The sequence below is a fragment of the Streptomyces albiflavescens genome, from assembly GCF_014645835.1.
GTDB lineage: Bacteria > Actinomycetota > Actinomycetes > Streptomycetales > Streptomycetaceae > Streptomyces > Streptomyces albiflavescens.
Map to the genome: position 1 here is coordinate 104729 of NZ_BMMM01000002.1, position 26475 is coordinate 131203.

Annotated in this window: 22 protein-coding genes; 20 read left to right on the plus strand and 2 right to left on the minus strand. The window is 70.5% G+C overall.

What is annotated here, in order from left to right; all coding sequences use genetic code 11:
* Positions 1-74 precede the first annotated feature (74 nt).
* Together IEY95_RS05410 and IEY95_RS05415 are read left to right on the plus strand one after the other, a co-directional pair.
* Entirely contained in the window at positions 75-1457 is a 1383-nt protein-coding gene (locus IEY95_RS05410) for a nitrate/nitrite transporter (RefSeq protein WP_189184722.1), read from the plus strand.
* Between the two features lie 98 nt (positions 1458-1555).
* Positions 1556-2707 carry a uroporphyrinogen-III synthase gene (locus IEY95_RS05415; protein WP_189184723.1) on the plus strand — a complete coding sequence of 384 codons (1152 nt, stop codon included), beginning with the start codon at positions 1556-1558 and terminating at the stop codon, positions 2705-2707.
* Here IEY95_RS05415 and IEY95_RS05420 read toward each other — a convergent pair.
* The gene (locus tag IEY95_RS05420) at positions 2656-3237 is read right to left on the minus strand and encodes an anthrone oxygenase family protein (RefSeq protein ID WP_189184724.1); all 582 of its coding nucleotides are present in this window, start codon (positions 3235-3237) and stop codon (positions 2656-2658) included. The genes IEY95_RS05415 and IEY95_RS05420 overlap by 52 nt on opposite strands.
* Before the next feature lie 163 nt (positions 3238-3400).
* Between IEY95_RS05420 and IEY95_RS05425 the strand changes: the two genes are divergently transcribed.
* The 6 genes from IEY95_RS05425 (at position 3401) to IEY95_RS05450 (ending at position 10733) form a co-directional block, all read left to right on the plus strand.
* Positions 3401-3988, plus strand: coding sequence for a CGNR zinc finger domain-containing protein (locus IEY95_RS05425; protein WP_189184725.1), 588 nt, complete (start codon positions 3401-3403; stop codon positions 3986-3988).
* Between the two features lie 314 nt (positions 3989-4302).
* The gene (locus IEY95_RS05430) at positions 4303-4833 is read left to right on the plus strand and encodes a sigma-70 family RNA polymerase sigma factor (protein WP_189184726.1); all 531 of its coding nucleotides are present in this window, start codon (positions 4303-4305) and stop codon (positions 4831-4833) included.
* A gap of 38 nt (positions 4834-4871) precedes the next feature.
* Positions 4872-5660, plus strand: coding sequence for a zf-HC2 domain-containing protein (locus tag IEY95_RS05435; protein ID WP_189184727.1), 789 nt, complete (start codon positions 4872-4874; stop codon positions 5658-5660).
* A gap of 82 nt (positions 5661-5742) precedes the next feature.
* Entirely contained in the window at positions 5743-8271 is a 2529-nt protein-coding gene (locus IEY95_RS05440; protein WP_189184728.1) for a HelD family protein, read from the plus strand.
* A 394-nt stretch (positions 8272-8665) separates the two neighbouring features.
* Entirely contained in the window at positions 8666-10099 is a 1434-nt protein-coding gene (locus IEY95_RS05445) for an NAD-dependent malic enzyme (RefSeq protein WP_189184729.1), read from the plus strand.
* Between the two features lie 352 nt (positions 10100-10451).
* Positions 10452-10733, plus strand: coding sequence for an HU family DNA-binding protein (locus IEY95_RS05450; RefSeq protein WP_007382399.1), 282 nt, complete (start codon positions 10452-10454; stop codon positions 10731-10733).
* A 113-nt stretch (positions 10734-10846) separates the two neighbouring features.
* Here IEY95_RS05450 and murA read toward each other — a convergent pair whose 3' ends face one another.
* Positions 10847-12187 (minus strand): UDP-N-acetylglucosamine 1-carboxyvinyltransferase, encoded by a 1341-nt coding sequence (gene murA, locus IEY95_RS05455; RefSeq protein ID WP_189184730.1) that lies wholly within the window; start codon positions 12185-12187, stop codon positions 10847-10849.
* Between the two features lie 280 nt (positions 12188-12467).
* On the opposite strand from murA, the gene IEY95_RS05460 reads away from it, so the two are divergent.
* The 12 genes from IEY95_RS05460 to IEY95_RS05510 all read left to right on the plus strand — a co-directional run bounded on the left by IEY95_RS05460 (position 12468) and on the right by IEY95_RS05510 (position 26312).
* On the plus strand, positions 12468-13040 hold the full coding sequence (locus IEY95_RS05460; RefSeq protein ID WP_189184731.1) for a YqgE/AlgH family protein: 573 nt from the start codon (positions 12468-12470) through the stop codon (positions 13038-13040).
* A gap of 29 nt (positions 13041-13069) precedes the next feature.
* Positions 13070-13375 (plus strand): DUF3039 domain-containing protein, encoded by a 306-nt coding sequence (locus IEY95_RS05465; protein WP_189184732.1) that lies wholly within the window; start codon positions 13070-13072, stop codon positions 13373-13375.
* A 100-nt stretch (positions 13376-13475) separates the two neighbouring features.
* Positions 13476-14558, plus strand: coding sequence for a tetratricopeptide repeat protein (locus IEY95_RS05470; protein ID WP_189184733.1), 1083 nt, complete (start codon positions 13476-13478; stop codon positions 14556-14558).
* 139 nt (positions 14559-14697) lie between these two features.
* Positions 14698-16005, plus strand: a complete 1308-nt coding sequence (locus IEY95_RS05475; protein WP_189184734.1) for an extracellular solute-binding protein — start codon at positions 14698-14700, stop codon at positions 16003-16005.
* A 146-nt stretch (positions 16006-16151) separates the two neighbouring features.
* A complete protein-coding gene (locus tag IEY95_RS05480) occupies positions 16152-17135 on the plus strand; it encodes a carbohydrate ABC transporter permease (RefSeq protein WP_229702584.1) in 984 nt (327 codons plus the stop codon).
* 11 nt (positions 17136-17146) lie between these two features.
* Positions 17147-17992 (plus strand): carbohydrate ABC transporter permease, encoded by an 846-nt coding sequence (locus IEY95_RS05485; RefSeq protein WP_189185395.1) that lies wholly within the window; start codon positions 17147-17149, stop codon positions 17990-17992.
* A 17-nt stretch (positions 17993-18009) separates the two neighbouring features.
* Positions 18010-19656, plus strand: a complete 1647-nt coding sequence (locus IEY95_RS05490; protein WP_189184735.1) for a beta-N-acetylhexosaminidase — start codon at positions 18010-18012, stop codon at positions 19654-19656.
* A gap of 280 nt (positions 19657-19936) precedes the next feature.
* On the plus strand, positions 19937-20830 hold the full coding sequence (locus IEY95_RS05495; protein ID WP_189184736.1) for an FAD binding domain-containing protein: 894 nt from the start codon (positions 19937-19939) through the stop codon (positions 20828-20830).
* Complete coding sequence (locus IEY95_RS05500) at positions 20827-22341, plus strand: 2Fe-2S iron-sulfur cluster-binding protein (protein WP_189184737.1); 1515 nt, start codon at positions 20827-20829, stop codon at positions 22339-22341. The genes IEY95_RS05495 and IEY95_RS05500 overlap by 4 nt, the downstream gene beginning before the upstream one ends.
* Positions 22338-24644, plus strand: coding sequence for a xanthine dehydrogenase family protein molybdopterin-binding subunit (locus tag IEY95_RS05505; protein ID WP_189184738.1), 2307 nt, complete (start codon positions 22338-22340; stop codon positions 24642-24644). The genes IEY95_RS05500 and IEY95_RS05505 overlap by 4 nt, the downstream gene beginning before the upstream one ends.
* On the plus strand, positions 24641-24769 hold the full coding sequence (locus IEY95_RS50115) for a hypothetical protein (RefSeq protein ID WP_268240421.1): 129 nt from the start codon (positions 24641-24643) through the stop codon (positions 24767-24769). Before IEY95_RS05505 ends, IEY95_RS50115 begins: the two co-directional genes overlap by 4 nt.
* 385 nt (positions 24770-25154) lie before the next feature.
* Positions 25155-26312 (plus strand): SUKH-4 family immunity protein, encoded by a 1158-nt coding sequence (locus IEY95_RS05510; protein WP_189184739.1) that lies wholly within the window; start codon positions 25155-25157, stop codon positions 26310-26312.
* The last annotated feature ends 163 nt before the right edge of the window (positions 26313-26475 follow it).

The window sequence follows — 26475 nt, forward strand, 5'->3', positions numbered from 1 at the left end:
AACGCGTCCTCCCTACCTTCGGTTGTCATCCCCAGGAAGACACGAGCACCGCACCGGAGAACCGTGGAGGCGTCATGACAGCCCCTAGTACAGCCCCCGCACAGAGCAGGGGAGGCCGCTGGATCGAGGACTGGGATCCGGAGAACGAGGCCTTCTGGGCAGAGACGGGTGAGAAGGTCGCCCGGCGCAACCTGCTCTTCTCGGTCCTCTCCGAGCACATCGGATTCTCGATCTGGACCCTGTGGTCCGTGATGGTGCTCTTCATGGGCCCCGAGTACGGGCTCACCCCCGCCGACAAGTTCCTGCTCACCTCGATGGTGACGCTGGTCGGGGCGGTCGTGCGGGTGCCGTACACCTTCGCGGTCGCGATCTTCGGCGGGCGGAACTGGACCATCGTCTCCGCGAGCCTGCTGCTCGTGCCGACCGTCGCCGCCTTCGCGGTGATGAAGCCGGGGACCTCGTTCTCCACCTTCCTCGTCGTCGGTCTGCTCGCCGGTATCGGTGGCGGCAACTTCGCCTCCTCCATGACCAACATCAACGCCTTCTTCCCGCTGCGGAAGAAGGGGTGGGCGCTCGGGCTCAACGCGGGCGGGGGCAACATCGGCGTACCCGTCATCCAGCTCGTGGCGCTCGCCATCATCGGGGCGAGCGGCGGGCCGAGGGTCCTGCTGGGGATCTACATCCCGCTCATCGTCGTCGCCGCCGTCCTCGCCGCGCTCTTCATGGACAACATCTCGTCCGTGAAGAACGACACCGGTGCCGCCAAGGACGCCGCTAAGGACGCGCACACCTGGATCATGTCCTTCCTGTACATCGGCACGTTCGGGTCCTTCATCGGCTACGCCTTCGCCTTCGGACAGGTGCTGCAGGTCCAGTTCGGGCGCACGCCGCTGCAGGCCGCGTACCTCACCTTCATCGGTCCGCTGCTCGGCTCGCTGATCCGGCCCGTGGGCGGCTGGCTCGCCGACCGGTACGGCGGTGCGAAGATCACGCTGTGGAACTACGTCGGCATGGCGGCGGCGACCGGAATCCTCGTCGTCGCCAGCATGCAGAAGTCGCTTCCCCTGTTCGTCAGCGTCTTCGTGGTCCTGTTCGTCCTCAGCGGGCTCGGCAACGGGTCGACGTACAAGATGATCCCCGGGATCTTCCAGGCCAAGGCCCTCGCCAAGGGACTGGAAGGCGAAGAGGCCGCCGCCTATGGGCGCCGTCTCTCCGGGGCCTCCATGGGGCTCATCGGAGCCGTGGGCGCGCTCGGCGGCGTCGGTATCAACCTCGCCTTCCGGCAGTCCTTCCTCTCCTCCGGCTCGGGTACCGGCGCCTTCGTCACCTTCCTCGCCTTCTACGCGCTCTGCTTCGCGGTCACCTGGGCCGTATACCTTCGCCGCCCGGCCGCCCAGGCTCAGGCCAAAGCTGCCGCCTCCGAGGCGAAGCCGCAGCTCAGCTACGCCGAGGTGTGACGTAACACGAGCGACATGAAGCCGAACCGAGCCTGTCATGCACCGTTGACAGGCTCGGTCGGCATGTAGGTGCAACGACTCCAGGCGAGACGAGAGCCATGTACGACGAACAGCAGCGACCAGCCGCCGGCCCCCTCGCCGGATTCACCGTAGGCGTGACAGCCGCGCGCAGAGCCGACGAGCTCGGCGCGCTGCTCCAGCGGCGCGGCGCCTGCGTCGTGCACGCGCCGGCCCTGCGCATCGTGCCGCTCGCCGATGACAGCGAACTGCTCGCTGCCACCAAGGAACTGATCGACCAGGCACCGGATGTCGTGGTGGCCACGACCGCCATCGGATTCCGGGGCTGGGTCGAGGCGGCCGACGGGTGGGGGCTCGGCGAGGACCTGCTCGGCCGGCTGCGCGGGGTCGAGCTGCTCGCCCGCGGGCCCAAGGTCAAGGGGGCGATACGGGCCCAGGGCCTGACCGAGGAGTGGTCTCCGTCCTCCGAGTCCATGGCCGAGGTCCTCGACCGGCTCCTGGACGAGGGTGTCGACGGGCGCCGTATCGCCATCCAGCTGCACGGCGAGCCCCTGCCGGGATTCGTGGAGTCGCTGCGCGCCGCGGGCGCCGAGGTCGTCGGGGTCCCCGTGTACCGGTGGATGCCGCCGGAGGACATCGGTCCCGTCGACCGGCTGCTCGACGCGGCCGTCACCCGGGGCCTGGACGCGCTCACCTTCACCAGCGCGCCCGCCGCCGCCTCCTTGCTGTCCCGGGCGGAGCACCGGGGGCTGCTCCCGGAACTTCTCGCCGCGCTGCAGCACGACGTGCTGCCCGCCTGTGTCGGCCCGGTCACCGCGCTGCCGCTGCAGGCCCGGGGCATCGACACCGTCCAGCCCGAGCGCTTCCGGCTCGGTCCCCTCGTACAGCTGCTGTGTCAGGAACTGCCGGGGCGGGCCAGGGCGTTGCCCATCGCCGGGCACCGGGTGGAGATCCGTGGGCATGCCGTGATGGTGGACGGGGCGCTGCGGCCCGTGCCGCCGGCCGGGATGTCGCTGATGCGGGCCCTGTCGCGGCGGCCCGGCTGGGTGGTGGCCCGGGCCGAGCTGCTGCGCGCGCTGCCGGGTGCCGGGCGGGACGAGCACGCCGTCGAGACGGCGATGGCCCGGCTGCGTACGGCACTGGGCACGCCCAAGCTCATCCAGACGGTGGTCAAGCGCGGCTACCGGCTCGCGCTCGACCCGGCCGCGGACTCCAAGTACGCCGACGCGTAAGACCTTCCGGACCTTCCGTACCTTCCGTACCTTCCGTGGAGAAGGAGCGCGCGTGCCAGGCACACCAGCGCGAGCGTCGACAGCAGAGCCCGTACGACGTTCCACGCCACCCACGTGTCCTCGAACTTCTCGCGTACGGCGGCCGGGTCGGCGATCTTCGCCGGGTCGCCGGCGTTCGCGAGGTCGTTGTTGAGCGGGATGTTCACGACGACGGTGAAGAGGAAGGCGAGCGTGTACGCGGCGAGGGCCGCGAACACCCACCACCGGTAGGGAGAGTTCCGCGCCTGCCAGGCGGAGATCGCCGTCAGCGCCAGTGCGCCCATGAAACTCAGGAAGAACACCGGGTTCTGGATCACGTCGTTGATGTTCTGCATGACCTCGATGAAGACGCGGTCGTCACTGCGGGCCAGTGACGGCATGACGTCGCAGGCGAATATGTAGAAGACCCCGGCGATCAGGCCCATCGCGACCGTGGCCGCACCCAGTACACCTCCGGCGGTCGTACGCCGCCCCGTGCTGTTGTCTGTCATGTCCTTGAGTCAACCGGCGCCGCGGCACGGGTGACATGGCCGAGACGCGCGGCCCCATAAGCGCGCGTCCAGCAGATGAGCGGTACTGAGTCTTCCGGCCGCGCGTGCGGGCATGCACTGTAGGGAGTACGACAGCGGGTAACCCCAAGGCGGTGACAGGCACATGGCATCGGGCATGGCCACGGCCTCGTACGAGCTGCGGTTCGACTCCGGGCGGATCTGCCTGGACCTGACGGCGACCACCCATCCCGAGGAACGGCTCGACTCGGCCGCCCGGCTGCGCGCCTGGATCGCCGCGTCCGGACTCGTGCCCGGGGGGACGCCACTGGCATCGGTCGACGAGGCATGGCTGCTCGGCTTCCGTGAACTGCGCGGACATGTCGCCCAGTTGGTGCGCGGCGAGCTCGACGCCCGGCCCGCCGACGCGGCACTCGCCCGCGTCAACGCGGTCGCGCTGGGCAATCCGCCCGCCCCCTGGGCGGTACGCGCGGACGACGGTTCGCTGCACCGCAGGCTGCGCACCCCGCCCGGTTGCGCCGAACTGCTCGCCGTCGTCGCCCGGGACACCCTGGAACTGCTCACCGATCCGTCGGCGCGGGCGAGCCTGAGGCAGTGCGAGGGGGACAACTGCCCGATCGTCTACCTCGACACCTCCCGGGGCCGGCGCCGGCGGTGGTGCTCCAGCGAGGTGTGCGGCAACCGGGAGCGGGTGGCCCGGCATCGCCGCCGGGCGGCTCTCGCCCGCGCGTGATTGCCGTCACATACGGCCCCTGTCGTGCATGAGGGCGATGACGTGCGGACCTCGCCTCGCGTGATCGCGCGGTCACGGAGCGCGTAATCGGCGTCCATATGTGATGTTGCGACCACGTCAAGTGATCAAGAAAACCCTTGCATTCTCTCTTCACACCTTGAACAAGAAATAAGTGCACGCTCTTTGAACACACACACGCCCACGCACGTACCCGGAGATGAGCGACCGACTGGGGGAACCCCCGGACACCGGAGGTAGGCGTGCGCAAGGATTCCGCCGTGGCTGATGAACACAGGCCAAGGGCCCGACATCGCATGTCCCCGCAATCCTCGTCGAGCGAACCCGACGAGGAGCTGATGCGTGCGTTGTACAGGGAACACGCGGGGCCCCTGCTGGCCTACGTGCTGCGGCTGGTCGCCGGAGACCGGCAGCGCGCCGAGGACGTCGTGCAGGAAACGCTCATCCGTGCCTGGAAGAACGCCGGTCAGCTCAATCGTGCGACCGGTTCGGTACGACCCTGGCTGGTGACGGTCGCCCGGCGCATCGTCATCGACGGCCACCGCAGCCGGCAGGCCCGGCCGCAGGAGGTGGACCCGTCACCGCTGGAGGTCATTCCCGCGGAGGACGAGATCGACAAGGCGTTGTGGCTGATGACACTGTCGGACGCGCTGGACGACCTGACCCCTGCTCACAGGGAAGTTCTGGTCGAAACGTACTTCAAAGGGCGTACGGTCAATGAGGCGGCCGAGACGCTCGGCATACCCAGCGGCACCGTGCGCTCCCGGGTGTTCTACGCCCTGCGCTCGATGAAGCTGGCGCTGGAGGAGCGGGGGGTGACGGCATGAACGCGTACGGGGGTTACGGAACGGGCGGTCCAGGAGCCATGCAGGGACCACGGGGACAGCAGAATCCCGGTGACAACATCCACGAGACCGTAGGTGCCTACGCCCTTGGGATTCTCGACGACGCCGAAGCAACCGCTTTCGAGGCACACCTCGCCACCTGCGAGTGGTGCGCCCAGCAACTCGACGAGCTCGCGGGCATGGAACCGATGCTCGCCGCGCTCGCGGATCTGCCCGCCTCCCAGGGCACCCCGGCCATCGGCGACTCTCTTGCCGCCCGCCCGAGCCCACAGCTCGCGGAACGGCTGGTCGACGAGGTCTCGGAGCGGCGCGCCCAGAAGCGCCGGCGCGGGATGTACCTGGTGGCGGCCGCGGCCGCGCTGATCATCGGCGGTCCGCTGACGGTGATGGCGGTCACCGGTGGGGACGACACCACCAGCAACGAGGCCGGGATGGCGCACCCCACCAGCCCCGCCAAGGCCGCCTTCGACGTCATGACGGACAGGATCTCGGCGACGGACCCGAAGACCCAGGTCAACGCCGTCGTCGCCGTGGAGAAGAAGGACTGGGGCACCCACGCCGTCCTCCAGCTCAAGAACGTCAAGGGCCCGCTCAAGTGCTCCTTGATCGCCGTCGGCAAGAATGGCGAGCGCGAGACGGTGACCTCCTGGGCGGTCCCGAAGTGGGGTTACGGCATCCCGAACGCCAAGACCGAAGAGGGGAAGAACCCGCTCTACGTGCACGGCGGAGCCGCCTTCTCGCCCAACCAGATCGACCACTTCGAGGTCATGACTTTCGACGGGAAGCGGCTCGTGGAGGTCAACGCGTGAGCGAACCCGGAGCGCACGCGTAGCCTACGGGCCCCCCTTCGCGTACGGTTGACGGCTGCCCAGCACGTCAGAAGGGGGCCCGGTGGCCGCTCAGGCTCAGCAGGAAACCGCGCTCGGCTCGGTCCACGCATCCGTGAAGGACGACTCCGTCAAGGACGACTCCGTACGGGACCGGGAGATCAGCGTCGAACAGGAACATCTGGACCGGGTGTACCGGCGCCTCGAGGAGAAGATCCACGAGGCGGAGTTCCTGATGAACGACGCCGCCAAGCGCGGTCAGGTCGGTACGCCGGGGGCGCTCGCGGAGCGGGACGCCCAGGTGTTCCGCGCGGGAGTTCACCTCAACCGCCTCAACAACGAGTTCGAGGACTTCCTCTTCGGCCGTATCGACCTGCTCCTGGGGAGGGACGGCAAGAAGGGCCCGGACGGCGCGTACACGGCGGTGGAACCGGCCGAGGGCGCCGTCCGTGAGGACAACAGCGCCGACATCGCCGAGACGCTCCACATCGGCCGGATCGGCGTTCTCGACGCGGACTACGCGCCGCTGGTCATCGACTGGCGGGCGCCCGCCGCTGCCCCCTTCTACCGCTCGACGCCGGTCGACCCGGGTCGTGTCGTACGCCGTCGGGTCATCCGTTCCAAGGGGCGCAAGGTCCTCGGTGTCGAGGACGACCTGATGCGCCCGGAGCTGAAGGCCTCCCTGGGCGGCCGTGAACTCCCGGTGATCGGCGACGGCGCGCTGATGGCCGCGCTCGGGCAGGCCCGCAGCCACACCATGCGTGACATCGTCGCGTCGATCCAGGCCGAGCAGGACCTGGTGATCCGGGCGCCCGCCGCGTCCGTGACGTACGTGGAGGGCGGCCCGGGCACGGGCAAGACGGCGGTGGCCCTGCACCGGGCGGCGTACCTGCTCTACCAGGACCGTCGCCGTTACGCGGGCGGCATCCTGATCGTCTCCCCGACCCCGCTGCTGGTCGCCTACACCGAGGGCGTGCTCCCTTCCCTCGGCGAGGAGGGCCAGGTCGCCATCCGCGCGATCGGCTCGCTCGTCGACGGCGCGGAGGCCACGCTGTACGACTCCCCGGCGGTGGCCCGCGCCAAGGGCTCGTACCGGATGCTGAAGGTGCTGCGGAAGGCGGCGCGCGGGGTGCTGGAGGGGCCCGGTGGCGGCACCGGGCGGTCCGCCGGGGGCACGGGCACCCTGCTGGGCAGGACCGACACGGCCGGGGCCCCGGGGAACGGCGGCGTGGACGCGCCGGGCCCCGGCGCGCGGGCCGGCGACCGCGGCCCCCACGCCGAGCAGCTCGCCTTCGGCGAGGAGGCCGGGGCCGCCGGCGGCGGCTCGGAGGGTGGGGCCCCCGCGGGTCCGCCCACCCGCCTGCGCGTCGTTGCCTTCGGGCGGCGGCTGGAGCTGGAGGCGCCCGAGCTGGACCGGATCAAGCGCAACGCGCTCGGCGGGACGGCGCCCGTCAACATGCTGCGGCCGCGCGCCCGCAAGCTGCTGCTCGACGCGCTGTGGGCGCACTCGGGCGCCGGGACGCGCCACACGGACCCGGAGCTGGCCGCCGAGCTGCGGTCGTCGTTCGACGAGGACATCGCGTCCGAGGACGGCTTCATCGAGTTCCTGGACGCGTGGTGGCCGGAGCTGACCCCGCGCGGCGTGCTGGCCGCCATGGCGGACGAGCGGCGGCTCGGACGCTGGGCGCGGCGGATCCTCAACCCCGGCGAGATCCGCCGGGTGGCGCGCTCGCTCAAGCGGGACGGGCTCTCCGTGCACGACGTGGCCATGCTTGACGAGCTCCAGGCGATTCTCGGTACCCCGGCCCGGCCCAGGAAGAAGCGCGATCTCGATCCCCTGGACCAGCTCACCGGACTCGAGGAGCTCATGCCCGTGCGCGAGGAGTCGCAGCGCGAGCGCGCCGAGCGACTGGCGCAGGAGCGGACCGAGTACGCGCACGTCATCGTCGACGAGGCGCAGGACCTCACGCCCATGCAGTGGCGGATGGTCGGTCGGCGGGGCCGGCATGCCACCTGGACAGTGGTCGGCGATCCGGCGCAGTCCTCGTGGTCCGACCCGGACGAGGCCGCCGAGGCCCGTGACGAGGCCCTCGGGACCCGTCCCCGGCGTCGCTTCACCCTCACCGTCAACTACCGCAACCCCGCCGAGATCGCCGAGCTGGCCGCCAAGGTCCTCGCCCTCGCCATGCCCGGCTCCGCGTCCCCGTCCGCCGTACGGTCGACCGGCGTCGAGCCGGGCTTCGCCGTCGTACGGGACTCACTCGCCCAGGCGGTGCGTGCCGAGGCGGCGCGTCTTCTCGACCGGGTGGACGGCACCGTGGGTGTCGTCGTCGCCATGAACCGGCGCGAGGAGGCCGCACGCTGGCTCGCCGGGCTCGGCGACCGCGTGGTGGCGCTCGGCAGCCTGGAGGCCAAGGGGCTGGAGTACGACGCGACGGTGGTGGTCTCGCCCGCGGAGATCGCCGACGAGTCGCCCGCGGGGCTGCGCGTGCTGTATGTGGCTCTCACCCGGGCCACTCAGCAGCTGACCATCGTCTCGGGGGACCGTGACGAGCCCGATGCGAACGGGGTTCCCGACCTGCTCCGGGACTGATGCCGGACCCGGTCTCCCGTTCGCCCACCCGTCTCGTTTCTCTCAAAGAACTCTCCAGGCGGGAATTGCCTTACGGGGATCGTTTGTTACCGTTGACGTGGCACCGGCCCGATCCAAGCCCCCGGGCCCAACCTTCGTCGCTACGAGCGACCACTTGCCGCGAGGCGAGCATGGCGGGTCGGTGTCATTGAACGTATGAGAGACCCACGTCACCCCGTGACGTGGGTCTCTTTTGCTGTGCTCCCACTTCTCGTATGGTGGAAGACGCTTTCCGAAAACTGCTACCGCTCGCGAACAATACGTTCGCAATCCGGGGCGGCTACCGCGTACTCGACGGTAGGTGCGACGATCGGACGGCATACCAGCGACACGGTGAAAGCAGAGGAAGTCGGCCATGGCAACGGCGCCCAGCGTCTCCTACTCGATTACGGTCCGGCTGGAGGTGCCCGCGAGCGGAACCGCGGTCTCCCAGATCACCACGGCCGTAGAGTCCCACGGAGGCTCGGTGACCGGCCTCGACGTGACCGCCTCCGGCCACGAGAAGCTCCGGATCGACGTCACCATCGCCGCGACCTCCACGGCCCACGCCGACGAGATCGTCCAGCAGCTGCGCGGCATCGAGGGCGTCACGCTCGGCAAGGTCTCCGACCGTACGTTCCTCATGCACCTCGGCGGCAAGATCGAGATGGCGTCGAAGCACCCCATCCGCAACCGTGACGACCTCTCCATGATCTACACGCCGGGTGTGGCCCGCGTCTGCATGGCGATCGCCGAGAACCCCGAGGACGCCCGCCGTCTGACCATCAAGCGCAACTCCGTTGCGGTTGTGACGGACGGCTCGGCCGTGCTGGGCCTCGGAAACATCGGGCCCAAGGCCGCCCTCCCCGTCATGGAGGGCAAGGCGGCCCTCTTCAAGCGCTTCGCCGGCATCGACGCCTGGCCGCTGTGCCTGGACACCCAGGACACCGACGCGATCGTCGAGATCGTGAAGGCGATCGCCCCCGGCTTCGCGGGCATCAACCTGGAGGACATCTCCGCGCCGCGCTGCTTCGAGATCGAGGCGCGCCTGCGCGAAGCCCTCGACATCCCGGTCTTCCACGACGACCAGCACGGCACCGCGATCGTCGTACTCGCCGCTCTGACCAACGCACTTCGCGTGGCCGGCAAGGCGATCGGCGACATTCGTGTCGTCATGTCCGGCGCGGGCGCGGCCGGTACGGCCATCCTCAAGCTGCTCATCGCGGCGGGCGTGAAGAACGCCGTCGTCGCCGACATCCACGGCGTCGTGCACGCCGACCGTGACGACCTGGTGGACGCCGCCCAGGGCTCGGCGCTGCGCTGGATCGCCGACAACACCAACCCCGAGGGCCTCACGGGCACGTTGAAGGAGGCCGTGCGCGGCGCTGACGTCTTCATCGGCGTCTCCGCTCCGAACGTGCTCGACGGCGACGATGTGGCGGCCATGGCCGACGACGCCATCGTGTTCGCGCTCGCGAACCCCGACCCCGAGGTCGACCCGGCAATCGCCCGCCAGACGGCGGCAGTTGTCGCCACCGGCCGCTCCGACTTCCCCAACCAGATCAACAACGTCCTGGTCTTCCCGGGCGTCTTCCGTGGCCTCTTGGACGCCCAGTCGCGTACCGTCAACACGGAGATGATGCTGGCCGCCGCGACCGCCCTCGCGGACGTGGTGACCGAGGACGAGCTCAACCCGAACTACATCATCCCGAGCGTCTTCAACGACAAGGTCGCGGGCGCGGTCGCCGGAGCGGTGCGCAACGCCGCGCGGGCGGCAGGGGTGACGGAAGCAGACAACACGACCGCGTGAGCGTGGCCGTGCCGCGGCTGTGACGGGTGCCACGACCGCCCGGGGCCCCGGCGCGTCGCGGAACGCGCGGCCTGGGCCGCCTTTAGGGTGGCGGCCAGGCTCAGCCCTGCCCCAAGCCTCTCCAGGGCCTTTTCGTGTGACTCCCAAGGGTGTTCGTGTGACTCCCAGGGGTGCCGGATTGGCTTTCCCGCCGCAGGTGGGGGCAGGATGCGTCTTCGGGCGCGAGGGTCTGGCTACGGACCCGGGTCCGGGGACCGACCGAGGACCCTGGCAGCATCGACTCCGCTGTGCCCAATATGCGGCTCCGCCGCGTGGCACGCCTCAACGGCAAGAAGAACACGGGAGTAACAACATGAACCGCAGTGAGCTGGTGGCCGCGCTGGCCGACCGCGCCGAGGTGACCCGCAAGGACGCCGACGCCGTTCTGGCCGCGTTCGCCGAGACCGTCGGCGAGATCGTCGCCAAGGGCGACGAGAAGGTCACCATCCCCGGCTTCCTGACCTTCGAGCGCACCCACCGTGCCGCTCGCACCGCGCGCAACCCGCAGACCGGCGACCCGATCCAGATCCCGGCCGGCTACAGCGTGAAGGTCTCCGCGGGCTCCAAGCTCAAGGAAGCCGCCAAGGGCAAGTAAGCCCGCCTGTACGTTCCTGTACGCCACGGGACGCGTACGAGGCGCCGATAACGCCAATGGGGCGGCCCCCTTCACCGGGGGCCGCCCCATCGTCGTACATACGACTGCCGCTGTTACCCGAGCGCCTTGCCCGGCAGCTCCACCTTGGCGCCCAGCTCCACGAGCTTCTCCATGAAGTTCTCGTAGCCGCGGTTGATGAGGTCGATGCCGTGGACCCGGGAGGTGCCCTGGGCCGCGAGGGCGGCGATGAGGTAGGAGAAGCCGCCGCGCAGGTCGGGGATGACCAGGTCGGCGCCCTGCAGCTTCGTCGGGCCCGAAACGACGGCCGAGTGCAGGAAGTTGCGCTGGCCGAAGCGGCAGTTGGAGCCGCCGAGGCACTCGCGGTAGAGCTGGATGTGCGCGCCCATCTGGTTGAGCGCGGAGGTGAAGCCGAGGCGGGACTCGTACACCGTCTCGTGGATGATCGAGAGGCCGGTCGCCTGGGTGAGGGCGACGACGAGCGGCTGCTGCCAGTCGGTCTGGAAGCCGGGGTGGACGTCCGTCTCCAGGGCGATCGACTTGAGCTGGCCGCCCGGGTGCCAGAAGCGGATGCCCTCGTCGTCGATCTCGAAGGCGCCGCCGACCTTGCGATAGGTGTTCAGGAACGTCATCATCGAGCGCTGCTGGGCGCCGCGGACGTAGATGTTGCCTTCGGTCGCCAGCGCCGCGGAAGCCCAGGAGGCGGCCTCCAGACGGTCCGGGAGGGCCGCGTGGGTGTAACCGCCGAGGCTGTCCACACCCGTGATGCGGATCGTCCGGTCGGTGTCGATGGCGATGATCGCGCCCATCTTCTGCAGGACGCAGATGAGGTCCTCGATCTCGGGCTCGACGGCGGCGTTGGCGAGCTCGGTGACGCCCTCGGCCAGAACGGCCGTCAGCAGCACCTGCTCGGTGGCGCCGACCGACGGGTACGGCAGCTGGATCTTGGTGCCGCGCAGCCGCTGCGGGGCCTCCAGGTACTGGCCGTCCGCCCGCTTCTCGATCTTCGCGCCGAACTGCCGCAGCACCTCGAAGTGGAAGTCGATCGGCCGCCCGCCGATGTCGCAGCCACCGAGTCCTGGAATGAACGCGTGCCCCAAACGGTGCAACAGCGGACCGCAGAACAGAATCGGGATGCGCGACGAGCCCGCGTGGGCATCGATGTCGGCGACGTTCGCGCTCTCGACGTGCGATGGGTCGAGCACCAACTCGCCCGGCTCCTCACCCGGGCGTACCGTCACACCGTGCAGCTGCAGCAGACCGCGTACGACACGCACGTCGCGGATGTCGGGGACATTGCGCAGTCGGCTCGGCGCGCTGCCCAGCAGGGCGGCGACCATGGCCTTGGGTACGAGATTCTTCGCACCGCGGACACGGATCTCGCCCTCAAGCGGGGTTCCGCCGTGGACAAGCAGGACATCGTCATTGACGGTCATGTATCTCGCGTTCCGGTGAGTTGGGCAGGTGTGTGTCGTCGGCAAGCCGGTTTGCGGGAGCCGATGAGCAAGGGTAATAGCCGCCCACCCCCCTTCAGTAAGCCCCAGTACCACCCAGCTACGTCATAGCTTTGCCACAACACGAACCGTTCCGAATCGGGCACACGGGGTCACCGGTACGGGCGTGCGCGGGGGGCGCTTCTCTGCGCCCTGAGCTGCATTCACTCCCGAACCGGCATTGCCTCCCCACACGAAGGGAAGATGCGGGATCATGTCTGGCATGACCGAGGTGTCCTCGCTCACAGGGCGGCTGCTCGTGGCCACGCCCGCCCTGGCGGACCCGAACTTCGACCGCGCGGTGGTGCTGCTCCTCGACCACGACGAGGAGGGCTCCCTGGGCGTCGTCCTCAACCGGCCCACACCGGTGGACGTCGGCGACATCCTGGAGGCCTGGGCGGACCTGGCCGGCGAGCCCGGCGTCGTCTTCCAGGGCGGCCCGGTGTCGCTGGACTCGGCGCTGGGCGTCGCGGTCATCCCGGGCGGCACGTCCAGCGAACGCGCGCCCCTCGGCTGGCGGCGCGTGCACGGTGCGATCGGCCTCGTCGACCTGGAGGCCCCGCCCGAGCTCCTCGCCTCGGCCCTCGGCTCACTGAGAATCTTCGCCGGGTACGCGGGCTGGGGCCCGGGCCAGCTGGAGAACGAACTGGTCGAGGGCGCCTGGTACGTCGTCGAGTCCGAACCCGGAGACGTCTCCTCCCCGTCACCCGAACGGCTCTGGCGCGAGGTGCTGCGCCGCCAGCGCAGCGAGCTGGCGATGGTGGCGACGTATCCGGACGACCCGTCGCTCAACTGATGCGCGCGGGCTTCAGTACCCTTGCACTCATGAGCACTCTTGAGCCTGAGACCGAGCCCCAGCGAGGCACGGGGACGGGGACCCTCGTAGAGCCGACGCCGCAGGTGTCGCACGGCGACGGGGACCACGAGCGCTTCGCCCACTATGTCCAGAAGGACAAGATCATGGCGAGCGCCCTCGACGGCACGCCCGTCGTGGCCCTCTGCGGCAAGGTGTGGGTCCCGGGCCGCGACCCGAAGAAGTACCCCGTCTGCCCCATGTGCAAGGAGATCTACGAGTCCATGGGCGCCGGCGGCGACAAGGACAAGAGCGGCAAGGGCGGCGACAAGAAGTAACGCCCCTGGGCGGTCCGGCGCAGTACGCCGCGTAGACCGAGCATGGCCGCGGCGCCCCTGGTCAGGGGCGCCGCGGCCTTGTCGTACCCGGAGGTGGGGCGTGGAGTTGTTGCTGCGGGCGCGGGAACTGGCGGGGGCGCGCAAGTTCCGCGAGAGCCGGGCGCTGGTGGAGCGGGCGGAGCCGGAGAGCGCGGAGGAGTTGAGCCTCGCGGCGTCGGTGCTCCTTCAACTCCGCGATCCGGAGGCGGCATTGCCGTTGGCGGAGCGGGCGGTGCGGTTGGCGCCGGACGACTGGCGGGGATGGGTCGCGGTCGCCGACGCGGACCTGCTGCTCGGGCGCACGGACGCGGCCGTGGCCGCGGCACGGACCGCCGTCGGGCTGGCGTCGGACGAGGCGGCGCCGCACCGGGTTCTGGGGGCTGCCCTGAACAAGGTGATCGGCTGCGGCGCCGAGGCCCGGCAGGAGCTGAAGCGGGCGAAGGAGCTCGGGGGCGGCCGCAAGGCGCTGCTGATGCCGGGGCGGCCGAGCCCGTGGGGGTTCGCCGTGCTGGCGGCCTTCCTTCTGTTCGGCACGCTGACCTTCGTGGGGGACTGGCCGGACGGGCTGAAGGGTGTCTTCCAGATCCTGCGCACCGCGTCGCTCCTGGGCCTCCTCTTCTTCTTGAGGGCCCCTCGGCGGGCCGGTCTCGCCTGGCGGGCGCGGACGGCGGAGATGCGCGCCGCGAACGAGCGGTTGTACGGCGGCGGAGGCCGTGAGGCGAGCGTGAAGGCCGCGACGGCGCTCGCTCCGTGGGGGGCCGCGGTCGGCGGATGCACCATGCTGCTCGCGGGACTGGGCACCTCCGGGAATCCCGTTCCCCTGTGGGTCGTCCTGCCCGTCGTGCCGATCGGCGGCTGCCTGCTCCTCGTGGCCGCCCGGCGCTGGGTGCGCTGGTGGTACGGAGAGCGGTTCCTGCGCGAGGTGTTCGCGCCGGACGTCCTGGTGCGCGTGCACCTCGTCGCGGCGGGCGCGCTCCTCGGCGGCATTCTCCTGCTCGCGCTCGGGGACGCGGAGGAGCAGCAGTGGAAGGTGCTGCTCCTCGGTGGGCTCGGGTGGCTCGTGCTCGCGTCGATCGGCACGCCCTTCGCGGCGGGGATCAGGGACGGCGTCCGGAAGGACCGCGAAAAGGCCGCCGACGCCTGACCGTTGCACGGAGTGCGTCCCGTGGTCACAGAGTGGTTGAGACCTCTTGTGGGCATGTTCATGTACTCCCTAGCCTCCGTTGTGCAGAGCAAAACCGCCATTGCGCATGTTGCAACGCACCCCCATCGGAGGATGCTCGATGAAGCTCCCTGCGAAGCTCTCTGTCCGAACGGCCGCCGCCCTCGCGGCCCTTGTCGTCGCCACCGCCTGTGCCCCCCAGACCTCCGACAACTCCTCCTCCGGCAAGGACGAGAAGACCGGCACCCTGCGCGTCTGGCTCTTCCAGGAGGTCAACAACGCCCCGAAGCAGAAGGTCGTCGAGGCGGCGCTCGACACCTTCAAGAAGGCCCACAAGGGCACCAAGGTCACCGTCGAGTACATCCCCGTGGAGACCCGCGCCCAGCGCATCAAGGCGGCCTTCAACGACCCGAAGAGCGCCCCGGACGTCATCGAGTACGGCAACACGGACACGGCCGGCTACGTGAAGGACGGCGGACTCGCCGACGTCACCAAGGAGTTCACCGACTGGAGCGAGGCCAAGGACACCGACCCGACGGCCAGGCAGTCGGTGACGGTGGACGGCAGGATCTACGGCGCCCCGTACTTCGTCGGCGTACGCGCCCTCTACTACCGCACCGACGTCCTCAAGGAACTGGGCCTCGAAGTCCCGAAGACCCAGGCCGAGCTGGCCGAGACCGCCCGGAAGATCCATGCGGCCAAGCCTGACCTGTACGGTCTCGCGGTCGGCGGTGCCTACACCTACGGCGCGATGCCGTTCATCTGGTCCCACGGCGGTGAACTGGCCGAGGGCAAGGGCGGTTCCTACGCCGCCACCATCGACAGCGCGGACGCGCAGAAGGGCATCAAGGCCTACACCTCGCTCTTCGGCAACGACAACTGTCCGGCCGCCAAGTGCGCGGGCATGGGCGGCAACGACACGGTGACCGCCTTCGCCTCGGGCAAGGCGGGCATGGCCATCGGCGGTGACTTCAGCCATGCGGCGATCGAGGCCGGGAAGATCAAGGGCAAGTACGCGGTCGTGCCGCTGCCGGGCCTGAAGGCGGGCGAGATCGCCCCGGCGTTCGCGGGCGGCAACAACATCGGCGTACTGAAGAGCACCTCGCACCGCACGCTCGCGGTCGACCTGATGAAGCAGCTGGCGTCGAAGAAGACCCAGGGCGAGCTCTTCGACGCGATGGGCTTCCTGCCGACGTACACCGACGTGCGCGACGACGTCGCCAAGAAGGAACCCTTCCTCGCCCCCTTCGTGAAGACGCTCGCCGCGGGCGCCAAGTTCGTGCCCGCCTCGCCCGCGTGGGCGCAGATCGACGCCTCGCTCGTGCTGCCGACGATGTTCCAGGAGATCGTCAGCGGCAAGAAGGACGTGGCGGCGGCTTCGAAGGACGCGGCGAAGAAGATGAACGACGCGTTCAGCTCCGCTGGGTGAAGCCGATGAAGAAGCGCGCAGCTTCGACGGGTGTCCCGCCCGAGGACGACTCGGGCACCGCCTCCGACGCCGGCCGCGGGTCTGGTACTGGTACTGGCACTGGATCCGACTCCGGGGCCGGCGCGCCCGTGTGTGACCTGCTGCCCGTGGCCGCTCAGGCGGTGGCCGGGTACCCCCGCAGGTCCGGGCCCGGGAACGGCACCCTCCGTCGCGGGACCGCCCATCCCCGCCGTGGTCCCGGCGCATTTCGCCGCACCCGAGCCGGCTGGACCCCCTGGCTCTACCTTGCCCCCGCCCTCCTCGTCCTCGGCGGCCTGCTCGTCTACCCCATCTACCAGCTCGGCCTGATCTCGTTCCTGCACTACACGCAGGCCCAGGTCAGCGGCGGTGAGCCGACCACCTTCGAGGGCTTCGGCAACTACACGACGCTCTTCGCCGACGACCAGTTCTGGCAGGTACTGTTCGCGACCCTGGTGTTCGCGGCGGCCTGTGTGGTCTCCACCCTGGCCGTCGGCTGCGCGCTCGCGGTGCTCCTCACGCGTGTGCGGGCCGTGCCGCGTCTCGCGCTGATGCTGGCCGCGCTCGGCGCCTGGGCCACCCCGGCCGTCACCGGCTCCACGGTCTGGCTGTTCCTCTTCGACCCCGACTTCGGCCCTGCCAACCGGGTCCTCGGGATCGGTGACCACTCATGGACGTACGGGCGTTACAGCGCCTTCGCGCTCGTGCTGCTCGAAGTGGTGTGGTGCTCCTTCCCGTTCGTGATGGTGACGGTGTACGCAGGGATCCGCGCCGTACCGGGTGAGGTGCTGGAGGCGGCGGCCCTGGACGGCGCCTCGCAGTGGCGGATCTGGCGCTCGGTGCTCGCGCCGATGCTGCGGCCGATCCTGGTGGTCGTCACCATTCAGTCGGTCATCTGGGACTTCAAGGTCTTCACGCAGATCTACGTGATGACGAACGGGGGCGGCATCGCCGGACAGAACCTCGTGCTCAACGTGTACGCGTACCAGAAGGCGTTCGCCGCCTCCCAGTACAGCCTCGGCTCGGCGATCGGTGTGGTGATGCTGGTGATTCTGCTGGCGGTCACCTTGGTCTATCTGCGGCTGCTGCGCAGGCAGGGGGAGGAACTGTGAGCATCCCGACAGTGAACTTCCTACGAGGTGTCGTACGGCGTCCATGGCGGCTGGCCGCCGAGGTGTCCGCGTTGCTGATCGCGGCCGTCGTCGCCTTCCCCCTGTACTGGATGGTGCTCAGCGCCTTCAAACCGGCCGGAGAGGTCGAGTCGACCGAGCCCCGTCCCTGGACGCTTTCGCCCTCCCTGGATTCCTTCCGGCGTGTCTTCGGGCAGCAGGAATTCGGCCGGTACTTCCTCAACAGCCTTGTCGTGGCGGGCTCCGTGGTCGTCGTCTCGGCGCTCGTCGCGTTTCTCGCGGCGACGGCGGTGACGCGATTCCGCTTCCGTTTCCGGACCACCCTGCTGATCATGTTCCTGGTCGCGCAGATGGTGCCCGTCGAGGCCCTGACGATCCCCCTCTTCTTCCTCATGCGGGACTTCGGTCAGCTGAACACGCTGGGGTCGCTGATCCTGCCGCACATCGCCTTCTCGCTGCCCTTCGCGATCTGGATGCTGCGGGGTTTCGTAAAGGCCGTACCGGACGCGCTGGAGGAGGCTGCGTACATCGACGGGGCGAGCCGGGCGCGATTCCTCTGGCAGATTCTGTTCCCCCTGGTCTTCCCGGGTCTTGTGGCCACGAGCGTGTTTTCCTTCATCTCGGCCTGGAACGACTTCCTGTTCGCCAAGTCCTTCATCATCAGCGACACCTCGCAGTCCACCCTGCCGATGGCCCTTCTCGTCTTCTACAAGCCGGACGAGCCGGACTGGGGCGGAGTGATGGCGGCCTCCACCGTGATGACGATTCCGGTGCTGATCTTCTTCGTACTCGTACAGCGACGACTGGTCTCCGGCCTGGGCGGAGCGGTAAAGGACTAGCGGTAAGGACTGATGGCATGACGGACGTGCAGCTGATTCCGACGCCCCGGGAGCTCAACTGGTCACCACCCGCCCCGGGGTACGAGAGCCTGGACGCGGAGACGACGATCGAGGCACGGCCGGGCACCGCGGGCGTGGCGCGCTGGCTGCGCTTCACGCTGGGCGCGGCCACCGGGTTTCCGCTGGCCGACGGCCGGGACACCGACAATCGCATCGTCCTCGCCATCGATCCGGAGCTCGCCCCCGAGGGCTATCGCCTCGTCGTCGACGGGTCAGCGCGGCGCATCGAGGGAGGCAGCGCCGCCGGGGTCTTCTGGGGTGCCCAGACCTTCCGGCAGCTGCTCGGACCCGACGCGTACCGACGGGCTCCGGTGCGGCCGGGACGGGACTGGGAACTTCCGATGGTGACCATCGAGGACGCGCCCCGATTCCGCTGGCGGGGCCTGATGCTCGACGTCTCCCGGCACTTCATGCCCAAGGACGGAGTCCTCCGCCATCTCGACCTCCTCGCCGCGCACAAACTCAACGTCTTCCACTTCCACCTCACCGACGACCAGGGCTGGCGTGTCCATATCAAGCGGTACCCGAAGCTGACGGAGGTCGGATCCTGGCGGGCGCGCACGAAATTCGGCCATCGCGCCTCGCCGCTGTGGGAGGAGAAGCCGCACGGGGGCTTCTACACGCAGGACGACATCCGCGAGATCGTCGCGTACGCCGCCGAGCGGCATATCAGCGTCGTCCCCGAAATCGACATCCCGGGCCACTCGCAGGCCGCCATCGCCGCGTATCCGGAACTGGGCAACACCGACGTCATCGACACGACCTCCTTGACCGTCTGGGACAACTGGGGCGTCTCCAAAAACGTACTCGCCCCCACTGACAACACCCTGCGCTTCTACGAGGGGGTGTTCGAGGAACTCCTGGAGCTCTTCCCGGCGGACGCCGCGCCGTTCTCGGGGTTCGTCCACATTGGCGGCGACGAGTGCGCCAAGGACCAGTGGAAGCAGTCGCCGACGGCTCAGGCGCGCATCAAGGAACTGGGGCTCGCGGACGAGGACGAGTTGCAGTCCTGGTTCATCCGCCACTTCGACAACTGGCTCTCCGCACGCGGGCGTCGGCTGATCGGCTGGGACGAGATCCTGGAGGGCGGGCTGGCGGACGGTGCGGCCGTGTCCTCGTGGCGCGGCTACCAGGGCGGCATCACAGCCGCCCGCGCGGGCCACGACGTCGTCATGTGCCCGGAGCAGCAGGTGTACTTGGACCATCGTCAGCACACCGGCGAGGACGAGCCGGTGCCGATCGGCTATGTCCGCACCCTGGAGGACGTCTACCGCTTCGAGCCGGTCCCGCCGCAGCTCACCGCGGCGGAGGCACGGCACGTGCTGGGCACTCAGGCCAACGTGTGGACCGAGGTGATGGAGGACCACGCGCGCGTGGACTACCAGACGTACCCCCGGCTCGCGGCCTTCGCCGAGGTCGCCTGGAGTGTCCTGCCCGCCCCCGCCGAACGGGACTTCGCGGACTTCGAGCACCGGATGGCCGCCCACTACGCGCGACTTGACGCCCTGGGAGTCGCCTATCGCCCGCCCGCGGGACCGCTGCCGTGGCAGAAGCGACCCGGTGTGCTCGGACGCCCGATCGAGGGGGCGCCCCCAAACGTGTGAGGCGACTCCCAACCGGTGTGTCCCTTCGGGTTCACCCTGCCACGGTGGCCCCACAAGGGAAAAGGCACCCAAGGGTCACCGAAGAGCGGCAATTCACGCTCGCCGGTGATGTCGTGCGAAAACGGACCATCCCCCTGGTGAGGGGGGCGAATGCCTCCTAGCGGACCCCCGCGTCGAGGGTCGGGGAAGATGTGCCAGAGTTGCCACGTCCGCCCTGTCAGCACGTACCGTACGGCAGCACAGGTGGGACCAGGTGGGGCAGCGGGAAGGGGCAGCCGGTTTGACCACGCACGCACCGCAGGCGGCGCAGGCCGTGACGCTGCCCGCCTCGCTGGACGAGGCAGTGGCGGCGCTGGCCGCCATGCCCGCCGCCGTTCCGGTGGCCGGCGGCACCGACCTCATGGCCGCGGTCAACTCCGGACAGCTGCGGCCCGCCGCGCTCGTCGGGCTCGGCCGGATCAGCGAGATCCGCGGCTGGCAGTACCAGGACGGCCACGCGCTGCTCGGCGCGGGCCTCACCCACGCCCGTATGGGGCGCCCCGACTTCGCGGCCCTCATCCCGGCGCTGGCCGCCGCCGCGCGCGCGGCCGGACCGCCGCAGATCCGCAACGCGGGCACCCTGGGCGGCAACATCGCCTCGGCCGCCCCCACGGGGGACGCGCTGCCCGTACTGGCCGCCCTCGAAGCCACGCTGATCATCGCGGGCCCGGACGGAGCCCGCCGCGAGATCCCTGTCTCGCACCTGCTCGCGGGCGTGGACATGCTCCGTGGCGGCGAACTCATCGGCTACGTGCGCGTGCCGCTGCTGCACGCGCCGCAGGTCTTCCTGAAGGCGACCGGACGCACCGGGCCCGGGCGCGCCATCGCGTCCGTGGCGCTCGTCCTCGACCCCGCTCGGCGCGGAGTGCGGTGCGCGGTCGGAGCCATAGCGCCGATGCCGCTGCGGCCCCTGGACGCCGAGGCGTGGGTCGCCCAGCTGATCGACTGGGACGGGGAGCGGACGCTCGTGCCCGAAGCGCTGAACGCCTTCGGGGAGTACGTCGCCGCGGCCTGCATCCCCGACCCGGTCCCGGGCGAGGACGGCTCCGTGCAACCGCTTCCGCCCGCCGTACTGCACCTGCGGCGCACCGTCGCCGCGCTGGCCCGACGAGCACTGGGGAGGGCACTGTCGTGACCGACGACCAGCACGGAGAGGGCACTCCGCAGAGCGGCGGCCGATGGGACCCGCTGCCCCAGGGCGACTACGACGACAGCGCGACCGCCTTCGTCCAGCTTCCCGAAGGCGGTATCGACGCCCTCCTCGCGGACCGGGACAGCCCGCTCGCGGCGCCCGGACACGGGTATGTGCCCCCGCAGATCACGATCGCGCCCACGGCACCCGGGGCGACGGACCCGGCGGCCACCGGAACCTGGTCGTTTCCCGCCGAGGCCGTCCAGTGGCCGGATCCGAACGCCGCGCCCCAGGGGGGCGAGTCCCAGCAGGGCGTGAACGACCGGTTCTCGTACCAGCCGGGAGCCACCGGACAGTGGGACTTCGGCCAGGCGGTCGGACAAGAGGCCGACACCGATGGGCATTCCGGACACTCGGCGCACTCCGGGCATGACGTGACCGGGCAGTGGTCGATTCCGGTCGCCGGTGGTGATCTTCCGGATGAATCGGGCGAGTTCACCACGTCCGCGCTCGTCGAACAGTGGGGCGGGACACCACCGGCCACGCTCCCCGGCGGCGCGGCCGCTCCCTGGGCGACGGAGACCATCGGACAGGCGTGGACCGCCGAGCCGGAGAAAACGGCCGCTGAGGCTCCCGAGGAGCCTCCGGCGCAGGCGCGTACGGAATCGCCCGCGCAGGCCGCCCAGCGGGCCGCCGAGCCCGCTCACGGGGCTCCCGAGCCGGTCGCCGGGCCCGAGCCCGTGGCCGGTGAGCCTGCACAGGCACCCGAACCGGACCCGGCACCCGAGGATCGGGAAGCCTCGGAGACCACCGAGAGCGCCGTCGCCGAGGAGGCGCGGGACGCGGACGCCCCCGCCCCGCCCTTGCACGACGAGCACCCCCTCGCCTCGTACGTCCTGCGCGTCAACGGCGCCGATCGTCCCGTGACCGACGCCTGGATCGGCGAATCGCTGCTCTACGTGCTGCGCGAGCGGCTCGGCCTCGCGGGCGCCAAGGACGGCTGCTCGCAGGGCGAGTGCGGCGCCTGCAATGTGCAGGTCGACGGACGGCTGGTGGCGTCCTGCCTGGTGCCCGCCGTCACCGCCGCCGGCAGCGAGGTGCGCACCGTCGAGGGCCTGGCCGCCGACGGGCAGCCCTCCGACGTGCAGCGGGCGCTCGCCAAGTGCGGCGCCGTGCAGTGCGGTTTCTGCGTGCCGGGCATGGCGATGACCGTGCACGACCTCCTTGAGGGCAACCCCGCGCCGACCGAACTGGAGACCCGCCAGGCGCTGTGCGGCAACCTGTGCCGCTGCTCCGGCTACCGCGGGGTCCTGGACGCCGTGCGCGAGGTCGTCGCCGAACGCGAGGCGCACTCCGCCGCCGACGCCGCGCCGGACGCGGACGAGGCACGCATCCCGCACCAGGCGGGCCCCGGCGCGGGCGGCATCCACCCGTCGGCGTACGAGGACACCGCTCCGTACGATCCCCGAGCGCCGCATGAGCAGCCGTACGGCCAGGACGGAGGCCAGGCGTGAGCAACGAAGCCGCGACCGCGACACCGGCGGCATCCGAGACCGGCCCCGAGCCCGTGCCGCACGGGCTCGGCGTCTCGCTGCCCGCCGCCGACGCCCGTGCCAAGACGGAGGGCACCTTCCCGTACGCGGCCGACCTGTGGGCCGAGGGCCTGCTGTGGGCCGCCGTGCTCAGGTCGCCCCACCCGCACGCGCGCATCGTGTCCATCGACACCAGCCACGCGCGCGAGATGCCCGGCGTGCGGGCGGTCATCACCCACGAGGACGTGCCCGGCACCGCGCTGCACGGCCGCGGCAGGGCGGACCGTCCGGTGTTCGCCTCCGAGGTCGTACGCCACCACGGGGAGCCCCTCGCGGCCGTCGCAGCCGACCACCCGGACACCGCGCGCATGGCCGCGGCCGCCGTCATCGTGGAGTACGAAGTACTCGATGCCGTGACCGATCCGGAGCAGGCGTTCGAAGCCGAACCCCTGCACCCCGACGGCAACCTGATCCGGCACATCCCGCTGCGCCACGGCGACCCGGCCGCGGCCGGCGAGATCGTCGTAGAGGGCCAGTACCGCATCGGCCGGCAGGACCCGGCCCCCATCGGCGCCGAGGCCGGCCTCGCCGTGCCCCGCCCCGACGGTGGGGTCGAGCTCTACATCGCCTCCACCGATCCGCACGCCGACCGTGACACGGCCGCCGCCTGCTACGGCCTGGAACCCGAGCGCGTGAAGGTCGTCGTCACCGGCGTCCCCGGCGCCACCGCCGACCGCGAGGACCAGGGCTTCCAGCTCCCGCTGGGCCTGCTGGCCCTGAAGACCGGCTGCCCGGTGAAGCTCACCGCTACGCGCGAGGAGTCCTTCCTGGGCCACGCCCACCGGCACCCCACTTTGCTGCGCTACCGCCACCACGCGGACGCCGAGGGCAAGTTGGTGAAGGTCGAGGCACAGATCCTGCTCGATGCGGGCGCCTACGCGGACACCTCCGCCGAGTCGCTGGCCGCCGCCGTCTCCTTCGCCTGCGGCCCCTACGTCGTCCCGAACGCCTTCATCGAGGGCTGGGCCGTACGCACCAACAACCCGCCCTCCGGCCACGTGCGCGGCGAGGGTGCCATGCAGGTGTGCGCCGCCTACGAGGCGCAGATGGACAAGCTGGCGAAGAAGCTCGGCATCGACCCGGCGGAACTGCGCCTGCGCAATGCGATGGCCACGGGGGATGTGCTCCCGACGGGCCAGACGGTGACGTGCCCCGCGCCGGTCGCCGAACTCCTGCAAGCCGTCAGGGACTTCCCGCTTCCCGCCCTTCCCAAGGACACGCCCGAGGACGAGTGGCTGCTCCCCGGGGGCCCCGAAGGCGCGGGCGAACCCGGTGCCGTACGCCGTGGTGTCGGCTACGGCGTCGGCATGGTCCACATGCTCGGTGCCGAGGGCGCGGACGAGGTCTCGACGGCCACGGTGAAGGTCCACGACGGCGTCGCCACGGTGCTCTGCGCGGCTGTCGAGACCGGCCAGGGCTTCACCACGCTGGCCCGGCAGATCGTCCAGGAGACGCTCGGCATCGACGAGGTGCATGTGGCACCTGTCGACACCGACCAGCCACCGGCGGGCGCCGGCTGCCGCGGCCGCCACACGTGGGTGTCGGGCGGAGCGGTGGAACGGGCCGCGAAAATGGTCCGCACACAACTGCTCCAGCCCCTGGCGCACAAGTTCGGCATGTCCACGGAGCTGCTGCAGATCACCGACGGCAAGATCACGTCGTACGACGGTGTGCTGTCGACGACGGTCACCGAAGCGATGGACGGCAAGGAGTTGTGGGCCACCGCGCAGTGCCGCCCGCATCCGACCGAGCCCCTGGACGCCGCCGGGCAGGGCGATGCCTTCGTGGGCCTGGCCTTCTGCGCGATCCGCGCGGTGGTGGACGTCGACATCGAGCTCGGCTCGGTCCGTGTCGTGGAACTCGCCCTCGCCCAGGACGTGGGCCGGATCCTCAACCCGGCGCAGCTCACCGCCCGGATCGAGGCGGGCGTCACCCAGGGCGTCGGCGCCGCGCTGACGGAGAACCTCCGCACGGCCCGCGGCCTGGTCCGCCACCCCGACCTGACCGGGTACGCCCTCCCCACCGCGCTGGACGCCCCGGACATCCGCATCGTCAAACTGGTCGAGGAACGCGACGTGGTCGCCCCCTTCGGCGCGAAGGCGGTCAGTGCGGTGCCGGTCGTGACGTCCCCGGCGGCGGTCGCGTCCGCCGTCCGAGCGGCGACGGGACGCCCGGTCAACCGCCTCCCCATTCGCCCCCAGGCCGCGGTGGTGACGCCGTCATGAGCGTTCCCGAGCCCGAGCCGCCGCGCTATGAACCTCCGCCCAGCGTCGGGAAGCTGATGCTCTGGGTGCTGCTGTTCGTGTTGGCGGCCGTGGTGGTCGTCGTGGGTGGCGTGTACTTCAGCTGAGGGTTCGGTGGGTTGGGCGTTGTTTCGCCCCCTCCGCCCCTTCCCGTCCCGTACCAGCCCGCTTGTCGCGCAGTTCCCCGCGCCCCTTTTTCAGGGGCGCGGGGAACTGCGCGATCTTTTAGCGGGGGTCTGGGGGCGCAGCCCCCAGGTACGGGAATGGGCAGGGGGGGAGGGGGCGAAAAACCAGGGCCTCGCGACGGTGGTCCGGGCCGGGTCCCGGGGGCTCCGGGGCGTATGTTTCCGGGGCGTGGGCGGCCCGTTCCTGCGTGTTTCTGGCGTTGTCAGTGGTGCGGCGTATGGTTCTCGGTCAGTGGGGAACTGCCGCTGGGCGGCGGGGTGTTCCCACCTGGGGGAAGCACGATGCGTTCACATGCGCGGGGGAGCCATGAGTACGACTGACACCGATGTCGGCGGGGCGATCACACTGACCGACGACGAGCTGGATCCGTACGTCACGCACGCGGCGACGCGGCGGTGGCTGACGGGTCCAGGACTGCCCTCCGACGGCGCGCTGCTGGGGTTCGGCACGCTGCGGGAGCACGGGCTGCGAAGGCTCGTGGAGCTGGCGGGCGACGCGGAGAAGCTCGCCGAGGAGCTGAGGGACCAGCTCGTCATAGGGGCGTTGCGGAACCTCGACAGGGACCTGGAGTCGATCGTGCTGGACGGGACGACGGGGGAGGTCTCCACGACGTACGTCTTCCGGAACCCGCCCCTGATGGACCTGTCTCCCCTCGCCCCCTCCCTGGAGGCGCTGCTGCGCTTCGCCGCCGCGACGGAGGACCTGACGGCCTCCCGAGGCCAGTTCGGCCCGAAGGCGGTCGCGGAGGCATCGGACCGTCTGACCGCCGTCTTCGAGTCGGGCGCGAGCGACGAGGTGCCGGCGTACTGGCGGATGGCCGCCCTGATCCGCCCGCTGGCCAGGATCGCGGGCCCGGGTGACGGGCTCGTCCTGGACCTGCCGAAGCGGCTGCTGGACGAGGAGTTCGGCGCGGGGGAGATCATGCGCTTCGAGGACGTCGACTTCCCGTCCGCGCTCACGCACGAACCCACACGCCGGTTCCTGCGGGAGACGGGCCTGCCCGAGGACGGGCTCCTCTTCCAGCTGGACACGGAGGTGCCGCTGCCGGCGCTCAGCGAGTACTACGCGGACGAACGCCCCGGCGACTTCTCCGCCGACGAACTCCCCGCCGCCGCGGACCGTCTGATCCGCCTCGGCCACCTGCTGGAGGACACGAGCCTCGTCGTGCACGGCACCACGGGCGCGGTCCTCGCCTGGAGCGAGCCGGACCTCACCCTCCGCCCCCTCAACGCCGACATCTCCACCCTCGCCTTCACCCTCTGGCTGCTCCACCGCGAGAAGGCGATCGACGCGGCCCACGACCTGACCGACTCCTACGAGCAACTCGCCGCCACGATGGCCCAGACCCTCGCCACGGTCGACCCCGTCGCCTGCGACCCGACCCCGTCCCTGCCGGGCGACGACGGCTGGCGCTACTGGCCGGAGATATTCGAGGACCAGGCGGGCGGAACGCTGTACGCGTAGACGGACGCCGACCGCACGTCCCGCAGAAGCGGATCGGCCGCCCCCTGGACGGGGACGGCCGACACCGTCGGGGAGGCCGTGGCGGGAATCGAACCCACGTCACTCGCTTTGCAGGCTTGTCCGCGCAGGTCAGAGCACGATCCAGGCTGGTTCGCCCGCGTTC

What these genes read in the sequence shown, in the direction of transcription:
- IEY95_RS05410 (WP_189184722.1), top strand. Translation starts at nt 75, where the DNA reads ATGACAGCCCCTAGTACAGCCCCCGCACAGAGCAGGGGAGGCCGCTGG.
- IEY95_RS05415 (WP_189184723.1), top strand. Translation starts at nt 1,556, where the DNA reads ATGTACGACGAACAGCAGCGACCAGCCGCCGGCCCCCTCGCCGGATTC.
- IEY95_RS05420 (WP_189184724.1), bottom strand. Translation starts at nt 3,237, where the DNA reads ATGACAGACAACAGCACGGGGCGGCGTACGACCGCCGGAGGTGTACTG.
- IEY95_RS05425 (WP_189184725.1), top strand. Translation starts at nt 3,401, where the DNA reads ATGGCATCGGGCATGGCCACGGCCTCGTACGAGCTGCGGTTCGACTCC.
- IEY95_RS05430 (WP_189184726.1), top strand. Translation starts at nt 4,303, where the DNA reads ATGTCCCCGCAATCCTCGTCGAGCGAACCCGACGAGGAGCTGATGCGT.
- IEY95_RS05435 (WP_189184727.1), top strand. Translation starts at nt 4,872, where the DNA reads ATGCAGGGACCACGGGGACAGCAGAATCCCGGTGACAACATCCACGAG.
- IEY95_RS05445 (WP_189184729.1), top strand. Translation starts at nt 8,666, where the DNA reads ATGGCAACGGCGCCCAGCGTCTCCTACTCGATTACGGTCCGGCTGGAG.
- IEY95_RS05450 (WP_007382399.1), top strand. Translation starts at nt 10,452, where the DNA reads ATGAACCGCAGTGAGCTGGTGGCCGCGCTGGCCGACCGCGCCGAGGTG.
- murA (WP_189184730.1), bottom strand. Translation starts at nt 12,187, where the DNA reads ATGACCGTCAATGACGATGTCCTGCTTGTCCACGGCGGAACCCCGCTT.
- IEY95_RS05460 (WP_189184731.1), top strand. Translation starts at nt 12,468, where the DNA reads ATGACCGAGGTGTCCTCGCTCACAGGGCGGCTGCTCGTGGCCACGCCC.
- IEY95_RS05465 (WP_189184732.1), top strand. Translation starts at nt 13,070, where the DNA reads ATGAGCACTCTTGAGCCTGAGACCGAGCCCCAGCGAGGCACGGGGACG.
- IEY95_RS05475 (WP_189184734.1), top strand. Translation starts at nt 14,698, where the DNA reads ATGAAGCTCCCTGCGAAGCTCTCTGTCCGAACGGCCGCCGCCCTCGCG.
- IEY95_RS05490 (WP_189184735.1), top strand. Translation starts at nt 18,010, where the DNA reads ATGACGGACGTGCAGCTGATTCCGACGCCCCGGGAGCTCAACTGGTCA.
- IEY95_RS50115 (WP_268240421.1), top strand. Translation starts at nt 24,641, where the DNA reads ATGAGCGTTCCCGAGCCCGAGCCGCCGCGCTATGAACCTCCGCCCAGC.
- IEY95_RS05510 (WP_189184739.1), top strand. Translation starts at nt 25,155, where the DNA reads ATGAGTACGACTGACACCGATGTCGGCGGGGCGATCACACTGACCGAC.